Source organism: Cryobacterium sp. TMT4-10 (assembly GCF_004403275.1).
Taxonomy (GTDB): Bacteria; Actinomycetota; Actinomycetes; order Actinomycetales; family Microbacteriaceae; genus Cryobacterium; species Cryobacterium shii.
Window position 1 is genome coordinate 29,263 of sequence record NZ_SOGU01000037.1, and the last position, 18,815, is coordinate 48,077.

An 18,815-nucleotide genomic window follows, 5' to 3' on the forward strand; every position below is an offset into this window, starting at 1 on the left:
ACTATGACAATTCCGTGCATCCGATGACCTCCCTGCAGTCACCGGCCGAGCGCTACGCCTCCGCCCGGGCCCGCGCTGGCCGTCCGCAATTGGAGCTGTTCCGGTCCGGCCTCCGGTTCGAGCTGGATCCCTTCCAGCTGGCGGCCTGCGCGTCCCTCGAAGACGGGAACAGCGTGCTGGTCGCCGCGCCCACCGGTGCGGGAAAGACCCTGATCGCGGAGTTCGCGATCTACCTGGCGATGCAGAGCCCGGCGAAAAAGGTCTTCTACACGGCGCCGATGAAGGCGCTGAGCAACCAGAAATTCCAGGAACTCGTCGCGGAGTACGGGGCGGATGAGGTGGGCCTTCTCACGGGCGACACGAACGTCAACCCGCAGGCCCGCATCGTCGTCATGACCACCGAAGTGCTGCGCAACATGCTCTACGCGGATTCCGACCTGCTCACCAACCTGGCCTTCGTCGTCCTGGACGAGGTTCACTTCCTGGCGGATCGTTTCCGCGGAGCAGTGTGGGAGGAAGTCATCATCCACCTGCCGCAGCAGGTGCGGATGGTGTCCTTGAGCGCCACGGTCTCCAACGCCGAGGAGTTCGGTGACTGGCTGCAGGCGGTGCGGGGCGAGACGGATGTGATCGTGTCCGAGGAGCGGCCGGTCCCGCTCGAGCAGCACGTGCTGGTCAAGAGCAAGATGCTCGACCTGTTCGACGCCGCCGGGCTGGCCGGCACCCACCGGGTGAACCCGGAGCTGGTCCGCCTGTCCCAGTCCGGCGGGCGCGGCGCCGCGCTCCGGTCCCCGAACGGCCGCCGGGGTGGTGACCGGGCCGGCGACCGGGGAAGGGGGCCCCAGCATCAGCGGGGCGGATTCGAGGCCGGCCGGATGGATCGCTCCGAGATCGTGCGCCTGCTCGAGGGCAAGCACCTGCTTCCGGCGATCTTCTTTATTTTCAGCCGGGTCGGCTGCGACCAGGCCGTGCGCCAGGTTCTGCGCGCCGGGGTCCGGCTCACCGACGCGCAGGAGCGTGAGGAGATCCGCCAGATCGTCGATGAACGCTGCCGCACCTTGCTCGACGAGGACCTGGGCGTCCTGGGCTACTTCGAATGGCTCGACGGCCTGGAGCGCGGCGTCGCCGCGCACCACGCCGGGCTGCTGCCGGCGTTCAAGGAGGTGGTCGAGGAGCTCTTCCAGAAGAAGCTGGTGAAGGCGGTCTTCGCAACGGAGACGCTCGCCCTGGGCATCAACATGCCCGCACGCACGGTCGTGCTCGACAAGCTGGAGAAGTTCAACGGCGAAGCCAGGGTCCCGATCACGCCGGGGGAGTACACGCAACTCACCGGGCGGGCGGGCCGCCGCGGCATCGACGTCGAAGGACACTCGGTGATTCAGTGGGCGCAGGGCCTCGACCCGCAGACCGTGGCATCCCTCGCGTCTCGGCGCACCTACCCGCTCAACTCCAGTTTCAAGCCCACCTACAACATGGCGGTCAACCTGATCGAGCAGTTCGGCCGGGAACACACCCGCGACGTGCTCGAATCCTCGTTCGCCCAGTTCCAGGCCGACCGCGCCGTCGTCGACCTGGCCCGCAAGGTGCGCCAACAGGAGCAGTCCCTGGCCGGGTTCGCGACGGCCATGGAGTGCCATCTGGGTGACTTCACCGCCTACTCGGCCATCCGGCGCCGGCTGACCAAGGTGGAGCGGGAAACCGCGGCCGGGGAGACCGGTGCCCGTGCCGCGCGGGAACGTCGCCAGCACGAGCTGGCCGGCCTGCGCAAGCGGATGCGCGCCCACCCGTGCCACAATTGCCCGGAGCGCGAGCAGCACGCGCGGTGGGCCCAGCGGTGGTGGAAGCTCAGACGCGACACGGATGCGCTCACCCATCAGATCACGACCCGCACCGGCGCCGTCGCCCGCATCTTCGACCGGGTGACCGATGTGCTCCTCGGGTACGGTTACCTCGTAGAAGTCCCCACCGGGGTCGGCCTCAGCCCGAGCGGGCTCATCCTGCGGCGCATCTACGCGGACCGGGACCTGCTGGTCGCCGAATCGCTGCGCCGTGGACTCTGGTCCGGCCTGGACCCGGCCGGTCTGGCCGCGATGGCGTGCGCGCTCGTCTTCGAGCCCCGCCGCGACGAAGGCCTGATCGACGAACGGTACCTGCCGAAGGGGCCCTTCCGGGAGGCCCTCCACGATACGCAGGACCTCTGGAGCCGGCTCGACGACCTCGAACGTGAGAACAAGCTCCCCGGGAGCAACCCACTGGCAGTGGGACTGAGTCTCGCCATCTGGAAGTGGGCGCGGGGAGGCTCCCTCGTCGACGTGCTCGACGAGGCGGAAATGGCCGCCGGGGATTTCGTGCGGTGGACGAAGCAGACGATCGATCTACTAGACCAGCTCTCCGTCGTCGCCGACGACCCGGTCGGCCGCACCGCCCGGCAGGCCATGGACGCGATCCGGCGCGGCATCGTCGCCTATTCCTCCGTCGTTTAGGCTGGTCAGGTGATCCAGGGGACCGAACGGCGGCTGGCCCTGCCGCTGCAGGCATCCATTCCGCTCGCTGCCGCCGCCGGCGCGATTCTCGACGCGGGCTTCCCGGACCGGTCGTGGTGGATTCTGGCGCCCGTCGGGGTGACCCTCATGTTCGTGGCCCTGCTCGGCCGGGGTCCCTGGGCCGGGCTCCTGGTCGGCATGGTCGCGGGATCGTCGTTCTGGATGATCCACATCAGCTGGCTCACGCTCTACCTCGGACCGGTGCCGTGGCTGGCCCTGGCCGGTCTCGAATCGATCTTCTTCGGGCTCAGCCTGGCGATGATCGGCATCGTCCTCCGGGTCGGCCCGCGGGTCTGGCCCGGGGTCGCCGGCCGCCTCTTCGTCGTTCCCATGGTCGTGGCCGGCCTGTGGACGGCGCGGGAGGCGATCTCGGCGGTCTGGCCGTATGGCGGGTTCGCGTGGGGACGGGTGGCCCTGTCCCAGTCAGAGAGCCCCTTCAATGGGCTCGTCGCCTGGGTGGGCATGTCAGGTCTGAGCTTCCTCCTGGTCTGGCTCAGCGCCCTGGTGGTCCAGCTCCTGCGGGAGGTCGACGTCGATGCCCCTGTGCGTGCGGGCATCGCGGTCGGCGCCATCGCCGTGCTCCTGGTGATCCCGGCGTTTCCCGTCATCCAATCCGGTACCACCCGTCTCGCTGCGGTGCAGGGCGCCTCCGACGCCGGGCTCTTCGCGCAGTACTCCCCGGGCCAGATCCTGGCCGATCACACCTCGGCGACCCTGCCGCTGATCGGCCAGAAGGTCGACTTCGTGGTCTGGCCAGAGAACGGCAGCGACATCGATCCGCTCCGATCGCCGGTTGCGGCGCGTGTCCTGGACTATCTCAGCCGGGAAATGGGGGTGCCGATCATCACCGGCACCATCACCGCTCGAGGGGACCGGTTCTACAACAGCTCGCTGCTCTGGAAAAACGGTGAGGGTGCCGTGGACATCTACGACAAGGTGCACCCCGTTCCGTTCGCCGAGTACATGCCCGACCGGGCATTCTGGCGACCGTTCGCCCCGGAGCTGATCGACCTGATCTCCCGCGACTACGCCATCGGCACCCGGGACAACGTCTTCGACATCAATGGGATCATCGCCGGCATCGCAATCTGCTTCGATATCGCCGACGATCAGCTCGTGCACGAGATGATCGACGACAAAGCCCAGATCATCCTGGCGCAGACCAACAATGCCGATTTCGGACACACCGACGAGAGCGTCCAGCAGCTGGCCATCGCCCGTCTCCGCGCCATCGAGGCCGGCCGCACCGTCGTCAACATCTCGACCGTCGGCACCAGCGCGATCATCGGCCCCGACGGACGCACGATCGACAGGCTGCCGACCTGGACCCCGGGCGCGATGGTGCAGGAAGTCCCGCTCAGCACCGTGGTGACCCCGGCCATGGCCGCGGGACGGGGCGTCGAGTGGCTCGTCGCCGGACTCGGCCTGGCCGGATTGGCCCTGTGTATTCTGCACGCGCATCCCGTGAACGCCCGACGTGGCGTCCGGCCGCCGGTTAACGCACTACGCACCCGACGGAATCGGGTGCGTAGCAGGTGAGATGAGAAGAAGAGGGATGCGGTCAGGCACCGATTTTCTGCTGGCCGCGGCGTTGCCGCAGGAACGTCAGGCGCTCTTCGAGCAGTTCCTCGAGTTCGGCCCGGGTGCGGCGCTCCAGGAGCATGTCCCAGTGCGTGCGGGGGACCTTCTCGTCGGAGTGGTCGACGATCACCGGCTTGGAATCAACCAGCCTGGTAGCGGTCTGTGAACAGAAGCGGCATTCCCACTCGTCGGGGGCTTCCGCCTCTGCCGAGAAGATCATGACTGTCTCCCGTGCGCATGTCGCACACAGATACGTGTGACTAACTCGTGGTGAAAAGGTGACACCCTCTTCGCTCTGAAGGCTTTGTGCGCCTAACCTCATGCCACGCAAACTGCGGTCCGCCATCGTGTGGTCTCCTCTCGCGATGCAACTACTAGTTCTAAACCATGAAGCTGGACGTTATCTTTCCGTTACGGAATTTCTCGGTGACAACTCTCAGGTTCGGTCCGCGATCACGGCTGCGGCGAGGTCGCACCGGTCGGTGACGAGGCCTTCGATTCCCAGGTCCAGCAGCCGGCTCATGTCGGCGGGGTCGTTGACGGTCCACACGTGCACCTCCACGCCGGCGGCGTGCACGGCGCGGATGAAGCGGGGGGTCAGAATCCGCAGGAAGCGCACCGTTTCCGGGACCTGCACGGCGGTGAACCCGTGCAGGGAACGCCGCAGCGACGCACCGAGTCCGAGTTCGGCCGCCGCGAACGCACTCGCGACGATGGATGCCGACGGCGAGGTCGCGACCCCGGGGAGGAGCGCCGCCGTGCGGCGCCGCCGGTCCTCGGAGAAGGACGTGATCAGCACCCGGCCCGTCGCGTTCGCGTCCCGCACCGCGAAAGCGGTCGCCTCGATCGCGGCCTCCGATTTCACGTCGATGTTGAACCGGGCGTCCGGGAAGGCGTCCAGCCCCTCACCCAGGGAGGAGAACGACTGGCCGTGCCCCCGGTTGATCCGGTGGAGCTCGGCCATGGTGAGGCTGTCGACCCGGATTCTCGTGCCCGGGATCACGAAGTCGGCGTCGTGGCTGATCACGGCGATGCCGTCGTCGGTGGCGCGAACATCCGTCTCGATGTGGGTAGCGCCGGCCGCCAGCGCATGAGCGAAGGCCAGCAGCGTGTTCTCGGGCGCATCGAGAGCCAGGCCGCGGTGGGCGAACACGCGGGGGGAGGCGCCGTCCAGGAAACGCGACGTGGCGCCAGGGGTCATGCCGGTTGCCTACACTTCGGGGGCGCTGGGGGCGGAAGCGGCACCCGCCGGGCCGGCGGGGGAGCCGGGGGCCGGGTTCTGTCCGAAGGCACGGCCGATGCCCTTCATGGCTTCCGTGAGCTCGCTGGGAACGATCCAGAGCTTGTTCGCGCTGCCTTCGGCCAGCTTGGGAAGGGTCAGCAGGTACTGGTAGGCCAGGAGCTTCGGATCGGGGTCACCGTCGTGGATCGCCTTAAAGACCGTGGTGATGGCCTCGGCCTCGCCCTGCGCGCGCAGGACCGCGGCCTTCGCGTCACCTTCGGCCGAGAGGATGGCGGCCTGACGGGCGCCCTCCGCGGTCAGGATCGCGGACTGCTTGGTTCCCTCCGCGGTGAGGATGACCGCACGGCGGTCGCGCTCGGCCCGCATCTGCTTCTCCATCGAATCCTGGATGGACAGGGGCGGGTCGATGGCTTTCAGTTCCACCCGTCCGACCCGGATGCCCCATTTGCCGGTCGCCTCATCGAGCACGATGCGCAGCTGCCCGTTGATGTTGTCCCGGCTGGTCAGAGCCTCTTCGAGGTTGAGCCCGCCGACCACGTTGCGCAGCGTCGTCGTGGTGAGCTGCTCGACCGCGCCGAGGTAGTTGGCGATCTCATAGGTCGCCGCCCGGGCATCCGTCACCTGGAAATAGACGACCGTGTCAATGGAGACCACCAGATTGTCCTCGGTGATCACCGGCTGGGGCGGGAACGACACGACCTGCTCGCGCATGTCGATCAGGGGCCGGAGGCGGTCGACGAACGGGATCAGGATGTTCAGTCCCGGCATCAGCGTCTTGTGGTACCGCCCGAGCCGTTCCACGACGCCGGCGCTGGCCTGCGGGATGATCCGGATGGATTTGATCAGCGTGACGATGACGAAGATGACCAGCACCGCGATGGCGATGCCGATCACGACCTGCACAATGAGGGGGACCAGACCGCTCATGACGGCTTCCTTTCCGCGGGGATGACCACTGCGGTCGCCCCGTCGATTGCAGTGACGAGAACTCGTTCGCCCGGTTCGACGACCTGTCGGTCGAGACCGGGGGAGAGCCGCGACGTCCACGTCTCGCCGTTGGCGAGTCGCACCTGGCCGCCGGACGTCCCCACGGTGCTGACGACGCGCCCGTCCATGCCCAGTAAGGCGTCGACGTTGGTTCGGGCCGGGTCTCCGCCACGCCTGAGCACGCGCAACAACGGCGGTCTGATGCCGAACAGGAGTGCCATGGACACCACGGCGGCGATGATCAGCTGCAGCCACCACGGGGCCCAGATCAGGGCGGAGGCGAGGCCGCCGACGCTGCCGGCGGCGATCATCAGGAACGTCAGGTCGAGGGTGACCATTTCCATCGTCACGAACAGCAGGATGAGTACCAGCCACACGATCCACGCGAACTCCGACGCAAAGGCGTCCATGGCGTCCCCTCCAGGTTGTTCTCCACTTCGAAACTAGCAGGTGGCTGAACCGGGGGAGGGAGGCTTCTTGGTAAGGTCTTCTGCTAGGCCCAGTTCGTTATTCTTAGGAGTTCTCGTGACCAATCCACTTGCAGCAGGTTCGCTCAACGGCAAGCGCGTTCTCGTCACCGGGTCCTCTCGCGGCGTGGGTGCGGCGACAGTCGGGTACTTCGCCGACGCGGGAGCCGGCGTCGTGATCAATTTCCGCAACAAGGAGGCGCGCGCCATCAAGGTGGCCGACGCGATCCGCGCGGCGGGCGGCACGGCGATCACGGTCGGCGCCGATCTGACGGATGCCGATTCGGTCTCGGCCATGTTCGAGGCCATCAAGACGGAGTTCGGGGGACTGGACATCCTGGTGATGAATGCTTCCGGCGGTATGGAGAGCGGCATGGAAGCCGATTACGCCATGAAGTTGAACCGGGACGCCCAGGCGAACCTCCTGGCGACGGCCCGTCCGCTGCTGGCTCCGGGCGCTCGAGTCGTCTTCGTCACGAGCCACCAGGCGCACTTCGTCGCGACGACGGAAACGATGCCGGAGTACGAGCCGGTGGCCCGCAGCAAGCGCGCCGGCGAGGACGCCCTTCGCGCCCAGATCCCGGAACTGGCCGAGGCCGGAATCGGTTTCGTCGTCGTCTCCGGTGACATCATCGAGGGCACTGTGACTGCCGTGCTGCTCGAGCGCGCCAGCCCGGGCACGATGGACGCCCGCAAGGACGCCGCCGGCCGGTTGTACAACGTCAACGAATTCGCGGCCGAGGTGGCCCTCGCCGCCGTCGAGCCGGTCCCGGAGAACAACACCCGTTACGTCGGGGACATCGCCGACTACGTCGGGGAAGTCGCCGCCCAGGCCGTCATCGGGTCAGACGGTATCTGACGTCGCCCTTCGGCCACTGCCCCGGCCGAACATGAACGCCTGAACAATCTGAAAAAAACCTGATAGAACCAGGAATATTCCGCCGACGATGACCAGGAAACTGATCGACTCGACGGGCGCGAACAACACGACCGTTCCGGCGATGATGGCGATGGCACCGAAGATCGTGCCGATCCAACGGCTGGAGTCGGGCGCCGTCTCGACCAGGCCCGCGACGCCCTCCACGATCCAGGAGATGCCGATGAGCATGCCCAGGATGACCAGGGAATTCAGCGGATTCTTGATGGCGACGATTCCTCCGACTCCGAGCAGGACACCGAGCAGAATGTTCAGTACCCGGCTCCCGCCGGAGGCGCCCTTGGTGAAGAGCCCCCTGGCGATATGGACGATCCCGCTGATGAGGAAATAGAGTCCGAAGAGAACGCCGAGGATGGCCACCGTCGCGTCGGGCCAGACGAGGACAATAACGCCGAGCGCCAGGGCGATCAGGCCGCTCACGCCGAGCGCGACCCGGACACCCGTGGTCTCGGGTTTGCTCAGAGTCCTCGCATCCATCGACAGATCAAAAACCGTTCTGGTGTTTGTTGTGGTGTTGGACATGTCACTCACCCCTCGAATCTTGTGAGGCTGTGGCACCCGGTCCGGGCGTCACCACGGGCGAAACGATGCAGCACAAAGCCGGTGCAGCACGGCGCCTGTGCAGCACAGATTAGTCGCGCCGATGCACGGCGTCCAGACCCTCGGAACCCTCGCGGAATATGACCGATAATGCACATTATGTCAAGTTGTATTGCATCTATTGCATCTATTGCATCTATTGCATCTATTGCATCTATTGCATCTATTGCATCTATTGCATCTATTGCATCTATTGCAGGATTTGCAGAATAGGACTCCCCTGGTATTTGTCCGGCGGAGTGCCGGCGTCGTCAGGAACTTCCGCTGTTTCTCTGGGATGCGGGGCGCTATATCTGCACTGGGCAAGGTCTGAGCGCTCTGAGTCAACGTGGGGAATTTTGAGGCGCATATCCTCTCGGGATCCCCGTATTTCCGCGGTTTGACCTGGCGTGTTTTGCATGTTTTGCATTTGAAGAGCATAATTCGCAGACAGGTTGAGGGTACTTATGAGCGTTGCATCGGGCCGAGTTACCCATCTGCCTCTGCGCCCGGAGGCGAGCAGCCCGGATGCCGTTTTCACCGACATGGTCGACAGCTGGCGCCGCCAACAGCTCTCCCGCAATTTCCGGCACGAGACCATTTCTGGACGTGAACGGACGATCCGTCAGTTCGCGGACTTCACCGGGCACTTCCCGTGGGAATGGACGTTCGCGGATGTCGAGGACTACTTCGCGTACACCCGCTCGGTATCAAATCTGTCCCAGGCCACCGTCCGGGCGTATCAAACAAACCTCAAACTGTTTTGCGACTTCCTGACCGATCCGGCCTACGACTGGAGCGAGGTCTGCGGGCGTTCGTTTGGCCGGCCGGTCACTCAGATCATCACTGAGTTCAACCGCGCCACCCACACTCAACGGAATGAACAGCAGGCGACGAAACGACCGTTCTCGCGTCGTGAGCTGCAGGACTTCTTCGATCTGGCCGACGTCGAGGTCGAGCGTGTCATCAATTCGGGTCGCAAGGGCGCCATCGCCGCCTACCGCGATGCCATCGCGTTCAAGACCGCCTACGCCTGGGGACTTCGCGCCAATGAGGTGACCCACCTGCAGCTGGTCGATTTCTCCCGCAACCCGCACTCGCCCCAGTTCGGCGACTTCGGTGTCCTCCACGTCCGTTACGGGAAGGCCCAGAAGGGGTCTGCGCCCAAGCGCCGCTCCGTTCTGACCGTGTTCGAGTGGTCGCCTGAGGCCGTTCACCGGTGGATCCGCACTGGACTGCCTCACCTTGCCGCTCAACCGACCGACCTGTTCCCCACCAGCCAGGGCCTTGTCGTGCCGAAGTCGAATCTGCGTCGACGCTTCCGCGCCTACGTCAACGAGCTGGGCTTCCCGGCTGGCCTGGACATGCATTCCCTTCGCCGGTCCTACGTCACCCACCTGTTCGAGTTCCACGGCTTCGAGCACACGTTCGTCCAACAACAAGTTGGCCACCTCCATGCGTCGACCACATCCATCTACACGGCAGTCTCCAGCGACTACCAAACCCGGGCGTTGAACCGCGTCCTCGATTGCACGATCAACGCGACAACCAGCAGCACCCCGTGGGAGGAAAAACCATGAAACGAGAAATCGAGTACCGCTGGCGCGCCCGCGAGCTCATGGCGCGCCACGGCATGAAGAACAGCCGAGAACTCGTTGCCCCGCTCCGAGAACGCGGCATCACGCTCTCGGAGTCGCAGATCTATCGACTCGTCGCCCAGGATCCCGAACGGATCTCCTTCAAAGTCCTGACCGCTCTCTGCGACATCTTCAACGTTGAAGCGAACGAGCTCGTCACCTTCACCGCAGCGAACGCCAAGAGCCAACGTCAAGAACGAGCGATCGCCTCCGGTGAGAATATCGTCAACTTCGCCGACGCATACAAACCCGTCCGCGCCCGAATCCTCGACGATGAGGACTGAGCACCGGCCCCGCGGACGACCCCGAACCCCAGGCACCCTGCTCTGCGACCGCTGCGGCCGCCAGGTGCCAAAGATTCGAGTGCATTGGCCAGACGGCGCCATTTGCGGGATCTGTTTCACCACAGCGACACACACCCGCGGCCCTTGCGCCACCTGCGGCGACACACGCCTACTGCCTGGCAAAGACGCGGACAGCGCCAATACCTGCCGTGACTGAGCGGGCATCACCACACTCCTGCACTGCGACAACTGCGGCGATGAAGCCGAACGATTTCGCAACGGCAACTGCATTCGCTGCGTCCTCCGCGCCGACCTCACCGCAACCCTCCAACCGAACACTCCCCCGGACCTCCGGCTCAAACGCCTGGTCGCTGTCTTCGCCGACGCCGAGCGCCCCGAGAGCATCTATGCCTGAAAACGCGGCATCAGCGCCAGTGCGCTTCTCACCCGACTGGGCACCAGGGAACTGGCCATCAGCCACGAGGCCTTCGACGCGCTGCCCGCGTCAAACGCCGTCGAGCACCTTCGCGAAACTCTCACCCATCACGGCATGCTGCCTCCCCGGGACCGCCAACTGGCGGCGTTCGAACGCTGGCTCGAGGAGAGAATCGTGTCTCTTGCCGACCATCGCGAGATCCAAGCACCGATCGAACGCTTCGGCCGCTGGTATCACTTGAAACGACTCCGGGCGAGGTCGCTGCCCGGCAAGAACATGAACTTCGCCGTCCGGTCAGCGAAGCAGGAAATCACCGAGTCGGGACGATTCCTCGCCTGGCTCCTATCCGAGCACGACGCCACCCACACCGACATCCGTCAGTCGCACCTCGACGACTACCTCGCCTCCGGACCATCCACTCGCCATGCCATCAACACCTTCATCGCGTGGCTCGTCACATCACGCGATATCGCGAAAGTCCGGGTCCCCCGTCGTGAGGCACGATCGACCCCGATCTTGACGCAGGCAGCCAGAGTCGACCACATCCGCGTCTGCCTCACCGCCGGAGAAATGCCCGCCGCAGACCGCTTCGCCGCACTCATCCTGCTGCTCTACGCACACCCTGTCGGAAAGATCACAGCCCTGAAAACCAGCGCACTCGAAGCCCGACCCGATGGCCTCTACCTGCGCCTGGGATCGGTGCCCGCCCTACTGCCCGCGCAAGTCGCGGCAACCTTCTGGGACTACGTCCACAACCGCCCCAACCAGCAAACTGTCAACACCGACAGCCCTTGGCTCTTTCCCGGCAACCTGCCTGGCCAACACACCCATCCAGAAACCATGCTGAACCGACTTCGCAACTGGGGCATCGACCTCAACGGCGTCAGAAACACCGCCCTGCGCGACCTCGCCAGAGAACTCAATCCCACCGCCTTAGCCAACTCGCTCGGCTACAGCAGCAAGATAATCCACCAGCACTCCGCCGCCGCCGGAGCGCCACACGCCGACTACATCAACCTCAAATCATCACAGCTGCAGACCTCACCCAGGCTCAGCTCCGTGAAGGATTAGGACTCTTTCGGATAAGTCCAGTTCCCGCTTGCGGATACTGCGCCACTATTGGACCCCCGGACGCGGCTGTAGTGTGACGCCACGCGCCACGCGCCACGCGCCACGCCAACTTCGGGAACGCAGCGTTGAAAGGTGAGGATCCGTGACCGACCAGCGACCCGACCGGAGAGCCGAGTCCTTCGAACGACTGTTTTCGGAGTACGTCGCCCACCACCAATCGCCGACCACAGAGTTTGTGATGCCCCGGCTGGCCGACCTGATTCTGAAGCGACGTGGGATCTCACTGCTGAGCAGCCGGGGCGCCATCCTGACGGCGGCCTTCAGCGCCTCGGTCGCACTGGGGATCCCGCTGGTCCTGACCGCCTTTGCCGGCCAATGGGCGGAGGCTCCGGTCATGCGCTGGGCACTGATCGCCCTCGCGATGGGACTTCTCGACGGATGGACCGTGGCCGGATGGGCCGAACCGACACGGAGCCTGAACGCCGTGCTGCACACGATCGCGCGCGACTGCGATCTGCGATCTGCGACAAGTGCTGACATTCTGCCGCCGCTGGTACCGGCCGCGGGTGAGCACGCTGGCCGCGTCGGCACTGACGGTGTTCGTCGTCCTGCTCGCCGGTCTGGTCGCCCCGGTCCCCCTCAGCCGGCTTCAGATCGGAAGCACCGCGCTCCTGATGATCATTTTTTACTACGCCGGCGAAATGATGTTCGCCAGCGTGATCCCCTGGCCCGTGATAAGTTTGCAGGCTCGTTTCGATCATCGTCTATTCTGGCCCAGCCCAGCGGACTCGATGGCCGTCCAGGAGCAGCTCCGTGCTCTGGCGAGGGTGGATTTCGCCCGCGGACTGGGAGTCACCGCCTACCTGGTTCTGGTTGGAGTTCTGCTGTCGGTGACATCACCGTTGCTTCTGCCCATCGCGTTCGCTCTCATCGTGACCGGTTATGTCGCGACGCTGGTCTCCATCGTCAGTTCGCGTTCCGCTGTTCGGAAGATCATCCGCCGCGGTGTGGATAACAACCTGGCACTTCTGCAGTTCCGGATCGAGTCTTTCGGCGCGGTGCTCAGCGAGCTCCCCGCGACTGCTCTGGAACGGGTCCGGCAGCTGATCGCCGTGCACGACCTGATCCGCGACTCCCCCACCAGTCCGAAACGGAGGCAGGCGCTGAGCCATGCGGTGGGATCGTTGTTCATCCCGACGATCACGTTCCTGGCCGCGGTGTTCGCCCAGGAATACTCGGGACGAATCCTGGACAACCTGCTCCCGTAGCTCCTCCAGCTACTCGCCCAGGGGGCCATCCCGGACGAGGTCGACCAGCCAATCCGCCAGCATCTGTCCGTACACCGGATCGGGAGCCTGGCCATGCTGGTGCGCGTGCCAGCGTGCGGCCGCGGCTGTCGTCGAATGGAGCGAGATGAAGTCGGTCAGAGGACAGCCGGCGAGCACAGTCGGGTGGGGCGAGGCCCAGCGCAGAAACTGCCAGTGGTACGCAAGGGCCCCGAGGGCGCTCTGTACCGCGTCGGCACGAAGCGGGAAGGTGAACCCGGCCACCCATCCGGGCACCTCATCCGCCGGCATCGGACGGGCGAAGAAGTATCCCTGCCCCAGTGGAACTCCCAGGACGCTCGCTGCCTCGGCCATCCCGGCGTCCTCGAGTCCTTCGATCACCACGCTGACGCCGAAGTCACGACCCATTTGGGTCAGGGCCGAGACCAGGCTCAACGTCTCCACCGGTCTGGACCGGATCTCGACGAGTAGACCGCGGTCGAGTTTGATCGTGTCGAAGGGCAGCGCGAACAGTCGCTGCAGGCTGCTGTACCCCGAGCCCAGATCGTCCAGGGCGAGCCCCACTCCCAGACGGAGGAGACGATCGATCGCCTCGATCTGCACCTCCGATTCGACCGCCAGCGTCTCCAGCAATTCCAGACCGAGCCGGTCCGGCGCGATGCCGTGGCGCCGCATCGCATTGCTGACCCACCGCGGACAATCCGGGTTCCGAAGCGTCGACGGGGAGATATTCACTGAGACACTGGTCGACAGGCCCCCGTCGTCCCAGCGAGCGAGGCAGCGGAGTGCCTCGTTCAGGCCCCGCCGGAACAACTCGTCGAGGTCGGCATCATCCAGGGCGGGAAGGAACCGGGCCGGTGGAATCACCGTGCCGTCCGAGAGGGTCAGCCGGGCCAGGGCTTCGACTCGACTGAGTCGGCCGGTTCGCAGATCCAGCACGGGCTGCATGAACATGGACAGTCCCCCGGCGAACAACTGCTCCCGATCGGACCTGCCGGTAGACAGGTCCCCCACGTCCGGCAGGTCCCCCACGCCGTCGACGTCCCGATCCACCGCTTCCTCGGGAACGTCCGGCGCCAGCGTCCACCACGGGCCCGCGGGGCGGCCCTCCCTGGCCCGGCGGAGCGCAGCATCCGCTTGATGAAAAAGGAAACCGGTCGTGCCGTCACCCGTGATGCGGGCCAATCCCATGCTCAGATCGATGGTGCAGTCCTGGTTCAGGTCCGTGAACGAGAAGGGCGTTTGCACAGCCTCGTGCAGGCGCGCCAGCTCATCCTCCAACCGGGTTCCTCCGTCGATGTTCTCGAGGACGACGGCGAACAGATCGCCGCCGAGGCACGCCAGGAAGTCACCGTCCGCCAGCAGCTCCCGCATCCGGCGTCCGAGTTGTTTGAGCAGACTGTCGCCCGCCTCGTACCCGAAGGTGCTGTTGATCGAGCGGAGCGCGACGACGTCGATCATGGCCAGCACTGCGCCCTCGGCGGGGCGACGGGAGGACAGGTGCTGATCCAGTGCCCGGCGGTTCGGCAGGCCGGTCACCGGGTCGTGCCCGGCCTGGAACCGCAATTGCTCCTGGTGTGCCATTCGCGCGGTGACGTCACGCTGGACGCTGACGAAGTGGGTGATCGTTCCTGCCTCGTCGCGCAGCGGCCTGATGCTCAGGCTGTTCCAGAACGGGGAACCGTCTTTTCGGTAGTTGAGGATATCTCCCTCATACGATTCCCCATAACTGAGTGCCCGCCGGATTGCTGCCGTGACGCCGGGGTCGGATCCGGGCCCCTGCAGAATACGGCAGTCCTGGCCCAGGAGTTCGGCTTCGTCATAGCCCGTGATGGCGGTGAAGGATCCGCTGACGTGAAGGATCCGCTGCCGGGCATCGGTGATCAGGGAGGCCTGGGATGTGGCGGAGAATGCCCGAGCCAGGAGCCTTTTCACCTCGCTGCGTGCGGCGGCGGTTGTCGGATGGTCAGGGAATGTCGCCCGCAGTCCGAATTCGGACGCGACCGACATTCGCGCGCGCGCCGGCCATTGATGGGTCACGCTGACAGACCACGGTCGGGGGAAGAACTCAAGGTGCCGGCCTTCGAATCGCGAGAGGATGCAGGCCGGAAACCGAGCTTCGCGACCCTGTCGACACGGGACCGGTGCCGGTCATGCCCACAGCTCCCCATCCTACTGAAGGGGGCGCGCGTGCTCGGGAACGCCGTCCCCTATTCCTCGCCGAATCCTGATTCCAGCAGATTGGCCAGGGCCTCGACCGCTTCCGCTCCGTGCTCGTCGGAGGACGAGATCTCGGCGGTCATGCCCCGGATCAGGCCCAGGCCCATGATGGCCAGCAGACTGGACGCATCCTTGCCGTTCACCGTCACGCGTGCGTTGAGGGTGCTGGCCAGCTTGACGAAGTCGGCGGCGGGCCGAGCGTGCAGGCCGTCCCTGTTGACGAGTGTCACCCTGCGGGTGACAACAGGAGCAACGGGAGGTGCTGCCTCCACGGCCGGCGATAGGTGAACGGCCGAGCGGGCGGCCTTCTCCACGGCATCGAGATCTCCCCCGACCTCGGCTGCCACGGCGGCTGCGACGCCGCCTTCGACCAGGGGCGCGTCAACGATGCGCACGCGCGCTCGCACGTCTTCGGCCAGGAAGTCGAGCGCCGTCTCTGCGGTAAGAATGGCGGAGCCCAGATCGCAGAGCAGTGCGACGCCGGCACCCGCATCCGCCTGCACGATGCCGGTGGCCACTTTCTCGAAACTCGTCCCGATATCGCCTTCGTCGGTTCCCCCCGCCGGGATGAGGGCGGTGTTCGGCGCCATTTGGCGCGCCAGATCCACCAAACCTTCCGCGATTTTGGCGCTGTGCGAGACGAAGACCAGGCCGACCCGACCTTTCCTAGCGTCCACTTTCACGCCGCCGCCGTGTCTGCGGCCGCACGCAGCAGCAGGGCCGACGACTGGGCGCCGGGATCTCGATGGCCGATGGCCCTCTCCCCCAGGTAGCTCGCCCGGCCCTTACGCGCCACCCAGGGTTCCGTCGCGACCGCTCCCGCCTCCGCGGCGTTCGCTGCCGCAATCAGGATGTCCAGATCGTTGGCCCCTGCCTCGTGGGCGGCGGCGGCCGCGTCGACGGCCGGAGTCCAGGCGTCAACCATGGTCTTGTCTCGTAATTCCGCCTTGCCGCGCAGGACGATGCCGTCCCTGGCGGCCGTGAGCAGCGCCACCAGCGCGGCGCCGTCAAGCTCGAGCGCACCGGCCACGGCCACGGCGGCCTTCAGGAACGCCGTGCCGTACAGCGGACCGGCGGCGCCACCCACCGTGGAGATCAGTGTGGTCGCGACGAGCTTGAAAACGTCCCCGGGGGCGGCATCCGCCGGTAGATCGTCGAGCTTCCCGAGCACCGCTTGAAAACCCCTGTCCATGTTCTCGCCGTGGTCACCGTCGCCGATCTCGCGGTCCAGGTTGATCAGCTCCACCCGGTGTTCGCTCATGACATCCGCGCTGGTCCTGATCCAGGCCTTCGCCCAGGTGGCACCCAAGTTCATTCGATCTCCCTCTACCGTCCCCACCGTAGCGCCGCCGTCTGGACCGGCGCATCCCACAGGGTGGTCAATTCCTGGTCCAGTTTCAGTACCGTGATCGACATGCCCTGCATTTCGAGTGAGGTCGTGAAATTCCCGACCAGGGTCCGAGTGACCGTGAGGCCCTTCGCCGCAAGGACCTCGGCGGCGTGCCGGAAGACGATGTAGAGCTCGATCTGCGGCGTCCCGCCCATGCCGTTGACCATGAGGAGAACCTCGTCGCCGCTTACGAAGGGGATGTCGTCGAGGATGGGGCCGAGCAGCCGGTCGACGATGGCATCAGCGGGTTCAAGCTTGATTCGTTCCCGTCCCGGCTCACCGTGGATGCCGATTCCGATCTCGATCTCGTCCTCAGCCAGGGTGAAGCTCGGTTCGCCGGCATGCGGCACGACGCACGGCGTCAGAGCCACCCCCATCGACCGCACCCGCGCGATGACCTTCTCCGCCACCGTCGCCACCGCATCCAGGTTGTCCCCCCGGTCTGCGGCCGCCCCGGCAATCTTCTCGACCAGCACCGTTCCGGCGACGCCGCGTCGGCCGGCCGTATAGAGGGAGTCCTTCACCGCGACGTCGTCGTTGACGAGCACCGAGCGCACCTCGATGCCGTCCGCGGCGGCCAAATCGGCCGCCGTCTCGAAGTTGAGGACGTCGCCGGTGTAGTTCTTGACGATGTGAAGCACTCCCGCTCCCCCGTCAACGGCCTTCGTCGCGGCGAGGATGGGGTCCGGTGTCGGGGATGTGAACACGGCGCCGGGAACAGCGGCGTCGAGCATTCCGAATCCAACGAAACCACCGTGCATCGGTTCGTGACCGCTGCCTCCTCCGCTGACCAGTCCGACCTTCCCCGCCACCGGTGCGTCCTTGCGCACGATGAAGTTGGGATCCTGGTGCACGCTCACCAGGTCGGCGTGGGCTGCCCCGAACCCGGCAACAGCCTCATCCACCACGTTCTTTGGATCATTGACGAGTTTCTTCATGGCTCTTCCTTCGATCGGGATGACAGGACGGCACGACCGCGGTGCCGTGCCGTAGGAACTTCGCCTACCCGCTTCAATCTACGCGTGGGCGCAACGGCTGATAAGGGCCAAAATCAGCGGGAAAGTCTTCCCATTCCCCTCCGGAAAGCACCGGGCTATGGTGATGCAAACCGCACACCAACATGGGATCGCTCCGGCATCTCCCGCCCGGCAAGGAAGGTCAACGTGGACAATATCGGAGTTGTGTTTTTGTCGGAGGTCGTGGGGACGGCGCTGCTGGTCCTCCTCGGAACCGGCGTGGTCGCCAACGTCGCTCTGGCCAAGAACAAGGGCCTCGGCGGCGGGTTCCTGATGGTCACCATCGGCTGGGGCTTCGCGGTCTTCGTCGGTGTGATCGCTGCCTATAATTCCGGCGCACACCTGAACCCGGCCGTCACTCTCGGCCTCGTCGCGTCGGGCGCCACCGAGTTCGGATCCGGCGTCCCCGTCAATTTCCTCTCGGTCCTGACATACATCGCAGCCCAGTTCCTGGGTGCTTTCATCGGGGCGGTCTTCTGCTGGCTGGCCTACCGGCAGCACTTCGATGCGGAGCCGAACCCGGCCAACAAGCTGGGCGTGTTCTCGACCGGCCCGGCCATCCGTTCCTACGGCTGGAACATGGTCACCGAGATCATCGGCACCTTCGTGCTCGTGTTCGTGGTTCTGGCCTTCGGCGGCGGCCGCCAGGGCGAAAGCGGTGGCCTCGCGGCCCTCGGCGCACTGCCGGTGGCCCTGCTAGTTCTCGTGATCGGCACCTCCCTCGGCGGACCGACCGGCTACGCCATCAACCCGGCCCGTGACCTTGGGCCGCGGATCGCGCACTTCGTGCTTCCGATCAAGGGCAAGGGTTCCTCAGACTGGGCCTACTCCTGGGTTCCGGTCGTCGGGCCGGTGATCGGCGGGGTGCTGGCCGGCTGGGCGTCCCTGGTCCTGCTCCCCATCCTCACCTAGCGCTGAAGGGTGGGCCGATTCGACATCTGAATCGGCCCATTTTTTTGCTGTCCGCCCGGTTTCACCGCAACTCTGTTTTCCGCTCCGACTTCCCGCACCACCCACTAGGAGGAATTCCATGGCCAAGCACGTCATCGCAATCGACCAGGGCACCACCAGTACCCGCGCGATCATCTTCGACAAGGCCGGGACGATCATTTCCGCCGGTCAGCTCGAGCACGAGCAG

At 65.6% G+C, this 18,815-nt stretch carries 19 protein-coding genes; 9 read left to right on the plus strand and 10 right to left on the minus strand.

Annotated features, from left to right (window positions below):
• The first annotated feature begins 23 nt into the window (after window positions 1-23).
• Window positions 24-2,483, plus strand: coding sequence for an RNA helicase (locus E3T42_RS06080; RefSeq protein WP_134367175.1), 2,460 nt, complete (start codon window positions 24-26; stop codon window positions 2,481-2,483).
• 9 nt (window positions 2,484-2,492) lie between these two features.
• Complete coding sequence (lnt, locus tag E3T42_RS06085; protein WP_134402656.1) at window positions 2,493-4,082, plus strand: apolipoprotein N-acyltransferase; 1,590 nt, start codon at window positions 2,493-2,495, stop codon at window positions 4,080-4,082.
• A gap of 22 nt (window positions 4,083-4,104) precedes the next feature.
• Here the strand turns inward: lnt and E3T42_RS06090 are convergent, their stop codons facing one another.
• The 4 genes from E3T42_RS06090 to E3T42_RS06105 all read right to left on the minus strand — a co-directional run bounded on the left by E3T42_RS06090 (window position 4,105) and on the right by E3T42_RS06105 (window position 6,764).
• Window positions 4,105-4,470, minus strand: coding sequence for an RNA polymerase-binding protein RbpA (locus E3T42_RS06090; protein WP_134367171.1), 366 nt, complete (start codon window positions 4,468-4,470; stop codon window positions 4,105-4,107).
• A 90-nt stretch (window positions 4,471-4,560) separates the two neighbouring features.
• Window positions 4,561-5,325, minus strand: a complete 765-nt coding sequence (locus E3T42_RS06095) for a glycerophosphodiester phosphodiesterase family protein (RefSeq protein WP_134367169.1) — start codon at window positions 5,323-5,325, stop codon at window positions 4,561-4,563.
• Between the two features lie 9 nt (window positions 5,326-5,334).
• A complete protein-coding gene (locus E3T42_RS06100; protein ID WP_134402657.1) occupies window positions 5,335-6,294 on the minus strand; it encodes an SPFH domain-containing protein in 960 nt (319 codons plus the stop codon).
• Window positions 6,291-6,764 (minus strand): NfeD family protein, encoded by a 474-nt coding sequence (locus E3T42_RS06105; RefSeq protein WP_134367165.1) that lies wholly within the window; start codon window positions 6,762-6,764, stop codon window positions 6,291-6,293. Before E3T42_RS06105 ends, E3T42_RS06100 begins: the two co-directional genes overlap by 4 nt.
• A 115-nt stretch (window positions 6,765-6,879) precedes the next feature.
• Here E3T42_RS06105 and E3T42_RS06110 point away from each other — a divergent pair, with 115 nt between their 5' ends.
• Complete coding sequence (locus E3T42_RS06110; RefSeq protein WP_134367163.1) at window positions 6,880-7,680, plus strand: SDR family oxidoreductase; 801 nt, start codon at window positions 6,880-6,882, stop codon at window positions 7,678-7,680.
• Here E3T42_RS06110 and E3T42_RS06115 read toward each other — a convergent pair.
• Complete coding sequence (locus tag E3T42_RS06115; protein WP_134367161.1) at window positions 7,666-8,280, minus strand: HdeD family acid-resistance protein; 615 nt, start codon at window positions 8,278-8,280, stop codon at window positions 7,666-7,668. The two genes, E3T42_RS06110 and E3T42_RS06115, sit on opposite strands and share 15 nt — an antisense overlap.
• Window positions 8,281-8,804: 524 nt before the next feature.
• On the opposite strand from E3T42_RS06115, the gene E3T42_RS06120 reads away from it, so the two are divergent.
• Together E3T42_RS06120 and E3T42_RS06125 are read left to right on the plus strand one after the other, a co-directional pair.
• Window positions 8,805-9,917 (plus strand): site-specific integrase, encoded by a 1,113-nt coding sequence (locus E3T42_RS06120; RefSeq protein ID WP_134402658.1) that lies wholly within the window; start codon window positions 8,805-8,807, stop codon window positions 9,915-9,917.
• Window positions 9,914-10,258, plus strand: coding sequence for a helix-turn-helix transcriptional regulator (locus E3T42_RS06125; RefSeq protein WP_134402659.1), 345 nt, complete (start codon window positions 9,914-9,916; stop codon window positions 10,256-10,258). The genes E3T42_RS06120 and E3T42_RS06125 overlap by 4 nt, the downstream gene beginning before the upstream one ends.
• A gap of 169 nt (window positions 10,259-10,427) precedes the next feature.
• Here the strand turns inward: E3T42_RS06125 and E3T42_RS06130 are convergent, their stop codons facing one another.
• Window positions 10,428-10,739, minus strand: coding sequence for a hypothetical protein (locus tag E3T42_RS06130; protein WP_134402660.1), 312 nt, complete (start codon window positions 10,737-10,739; stop codon window positions 10,428-10,430).
• Window positions 10,740-10,868: 129 nt separating this feature from the next.
• Between E3T42_RS06130 and E3T42_RS06135 the strand changes: the two genes are divergently transcribed.
• Both E3T42_RS06135 and E3T42_RS06140 read left to right on the plus strand, forming a co-directional pair.
• On the plus strand, window positions 10,869-11,765 hold the full coding sequence (locus E3T42_RS06135) for a hypothetical protein (RefSeq protein WP_134402661.1): 897 nt from the start codon (window positions 10,869-10,871) through the stop codon (window positions 11,763-11,765).
• Window positions 11,766-12,331: 566 nt separating this feature from the next.
• A complete protein-coding gene (locus E3T42_RS06140; RefSeq protein WP_134367157.1) occupies window positions 12,332-13,033 on the plus strand; it encodes a hypothetical protein in 702 nt (233 codons plus the stop codon).
• 9 nt (window positions 13,034-13,042) lie between these two features.
• Here E3T42_RS06140 and E3T42_RS06145 read toward each other — a convergent pair whose 3' ends face one another.
• The 4 genes from E3T42_RS06145 to dhaK all read right to left on the minus strand — a co-directional run bounded on the left by E3T42_RS06145 (window position 13,043) and on the right by dhaK (window position 17,599).
• A complete protein-coding gene (locus tag E3T42_RS06145; protein WP_134402662.1) occupies window positions 13,043-15,061 on the minus strand; it encodes a bifunctional diguanylate cyclase/phosphodiesterase in 2,019 nt (672 codons plus the stop codon).
• A gap of 200 nt (window positions 15,062-15,261) precedes the next feature.
• Window positions 15,262-15,954: a dihydroxyacetone kinase phosphoryl donor subunit DhaM gene (gene dhaM / locus E3T42_RS06150; protein ID WP_370261864.1), complete on the minus strand. Its 693-nt coding sequence runs from the start codon at window positions 15,952-15,954 to the stop codon at window positions 15,262-15,264.
• The gene (gene dhaL / locus E3T42_RS06155) at window positions 15,951-16,586 is read right to left on the minus strand and encodes a dihydroxyacetone kinase subunit DhaL (protein WP_134367153.1); all 636 of its coding nucleotides are present in this window, start codon (window positions 16,584-16,586) and stop codon (window positions 15,951-15,953) included. The genes dhaM and dhaL overlap by 4 nt, the downstream gene beginning before the upstream one ends.
• An 11-nt stretch (window positions 16,587-16,597) precedes the next feature.
• A complete protein-coding gene (gene dhaK, locus E3T42_RS06160; RefSeq protein ID WP_134367151.1) occupies window positions 16,598-17,599 on the minus strand; it encodes a dihydroxyacetone kinase subunit DhaK in 1,002 nt (333 codons plus the stop codon).
• Window positions 17,600-17,824: 225 nt separating this feature from the next.
• Between dhaK and E3T42_RS06165 the strand changes: the two genes are divergently transcribed.
• Window positions 17,825-18,589 carry an MIP/aquaporin family protein gene (locus E3T42_RS06165; RefSeq protein WP_134402663.1) on the plus strand — a complete coding sequence of 255 codons (765 nt, stop codon included), beginning with the start codon at window positions 17,825-17,827 and terminating at the stop codon, window positions 18,587-18,589.
• Window positions 18,590-18,707: 118 nt separating this feature from the next.
• On the plus strand, window positions 18,708-18,815 hold a 108-nt coding region (locus tag E3T42_RS06170), incomplete at its 3' end, for an FGGY family carbohydrate kinase (protein ID WP_134402664.1).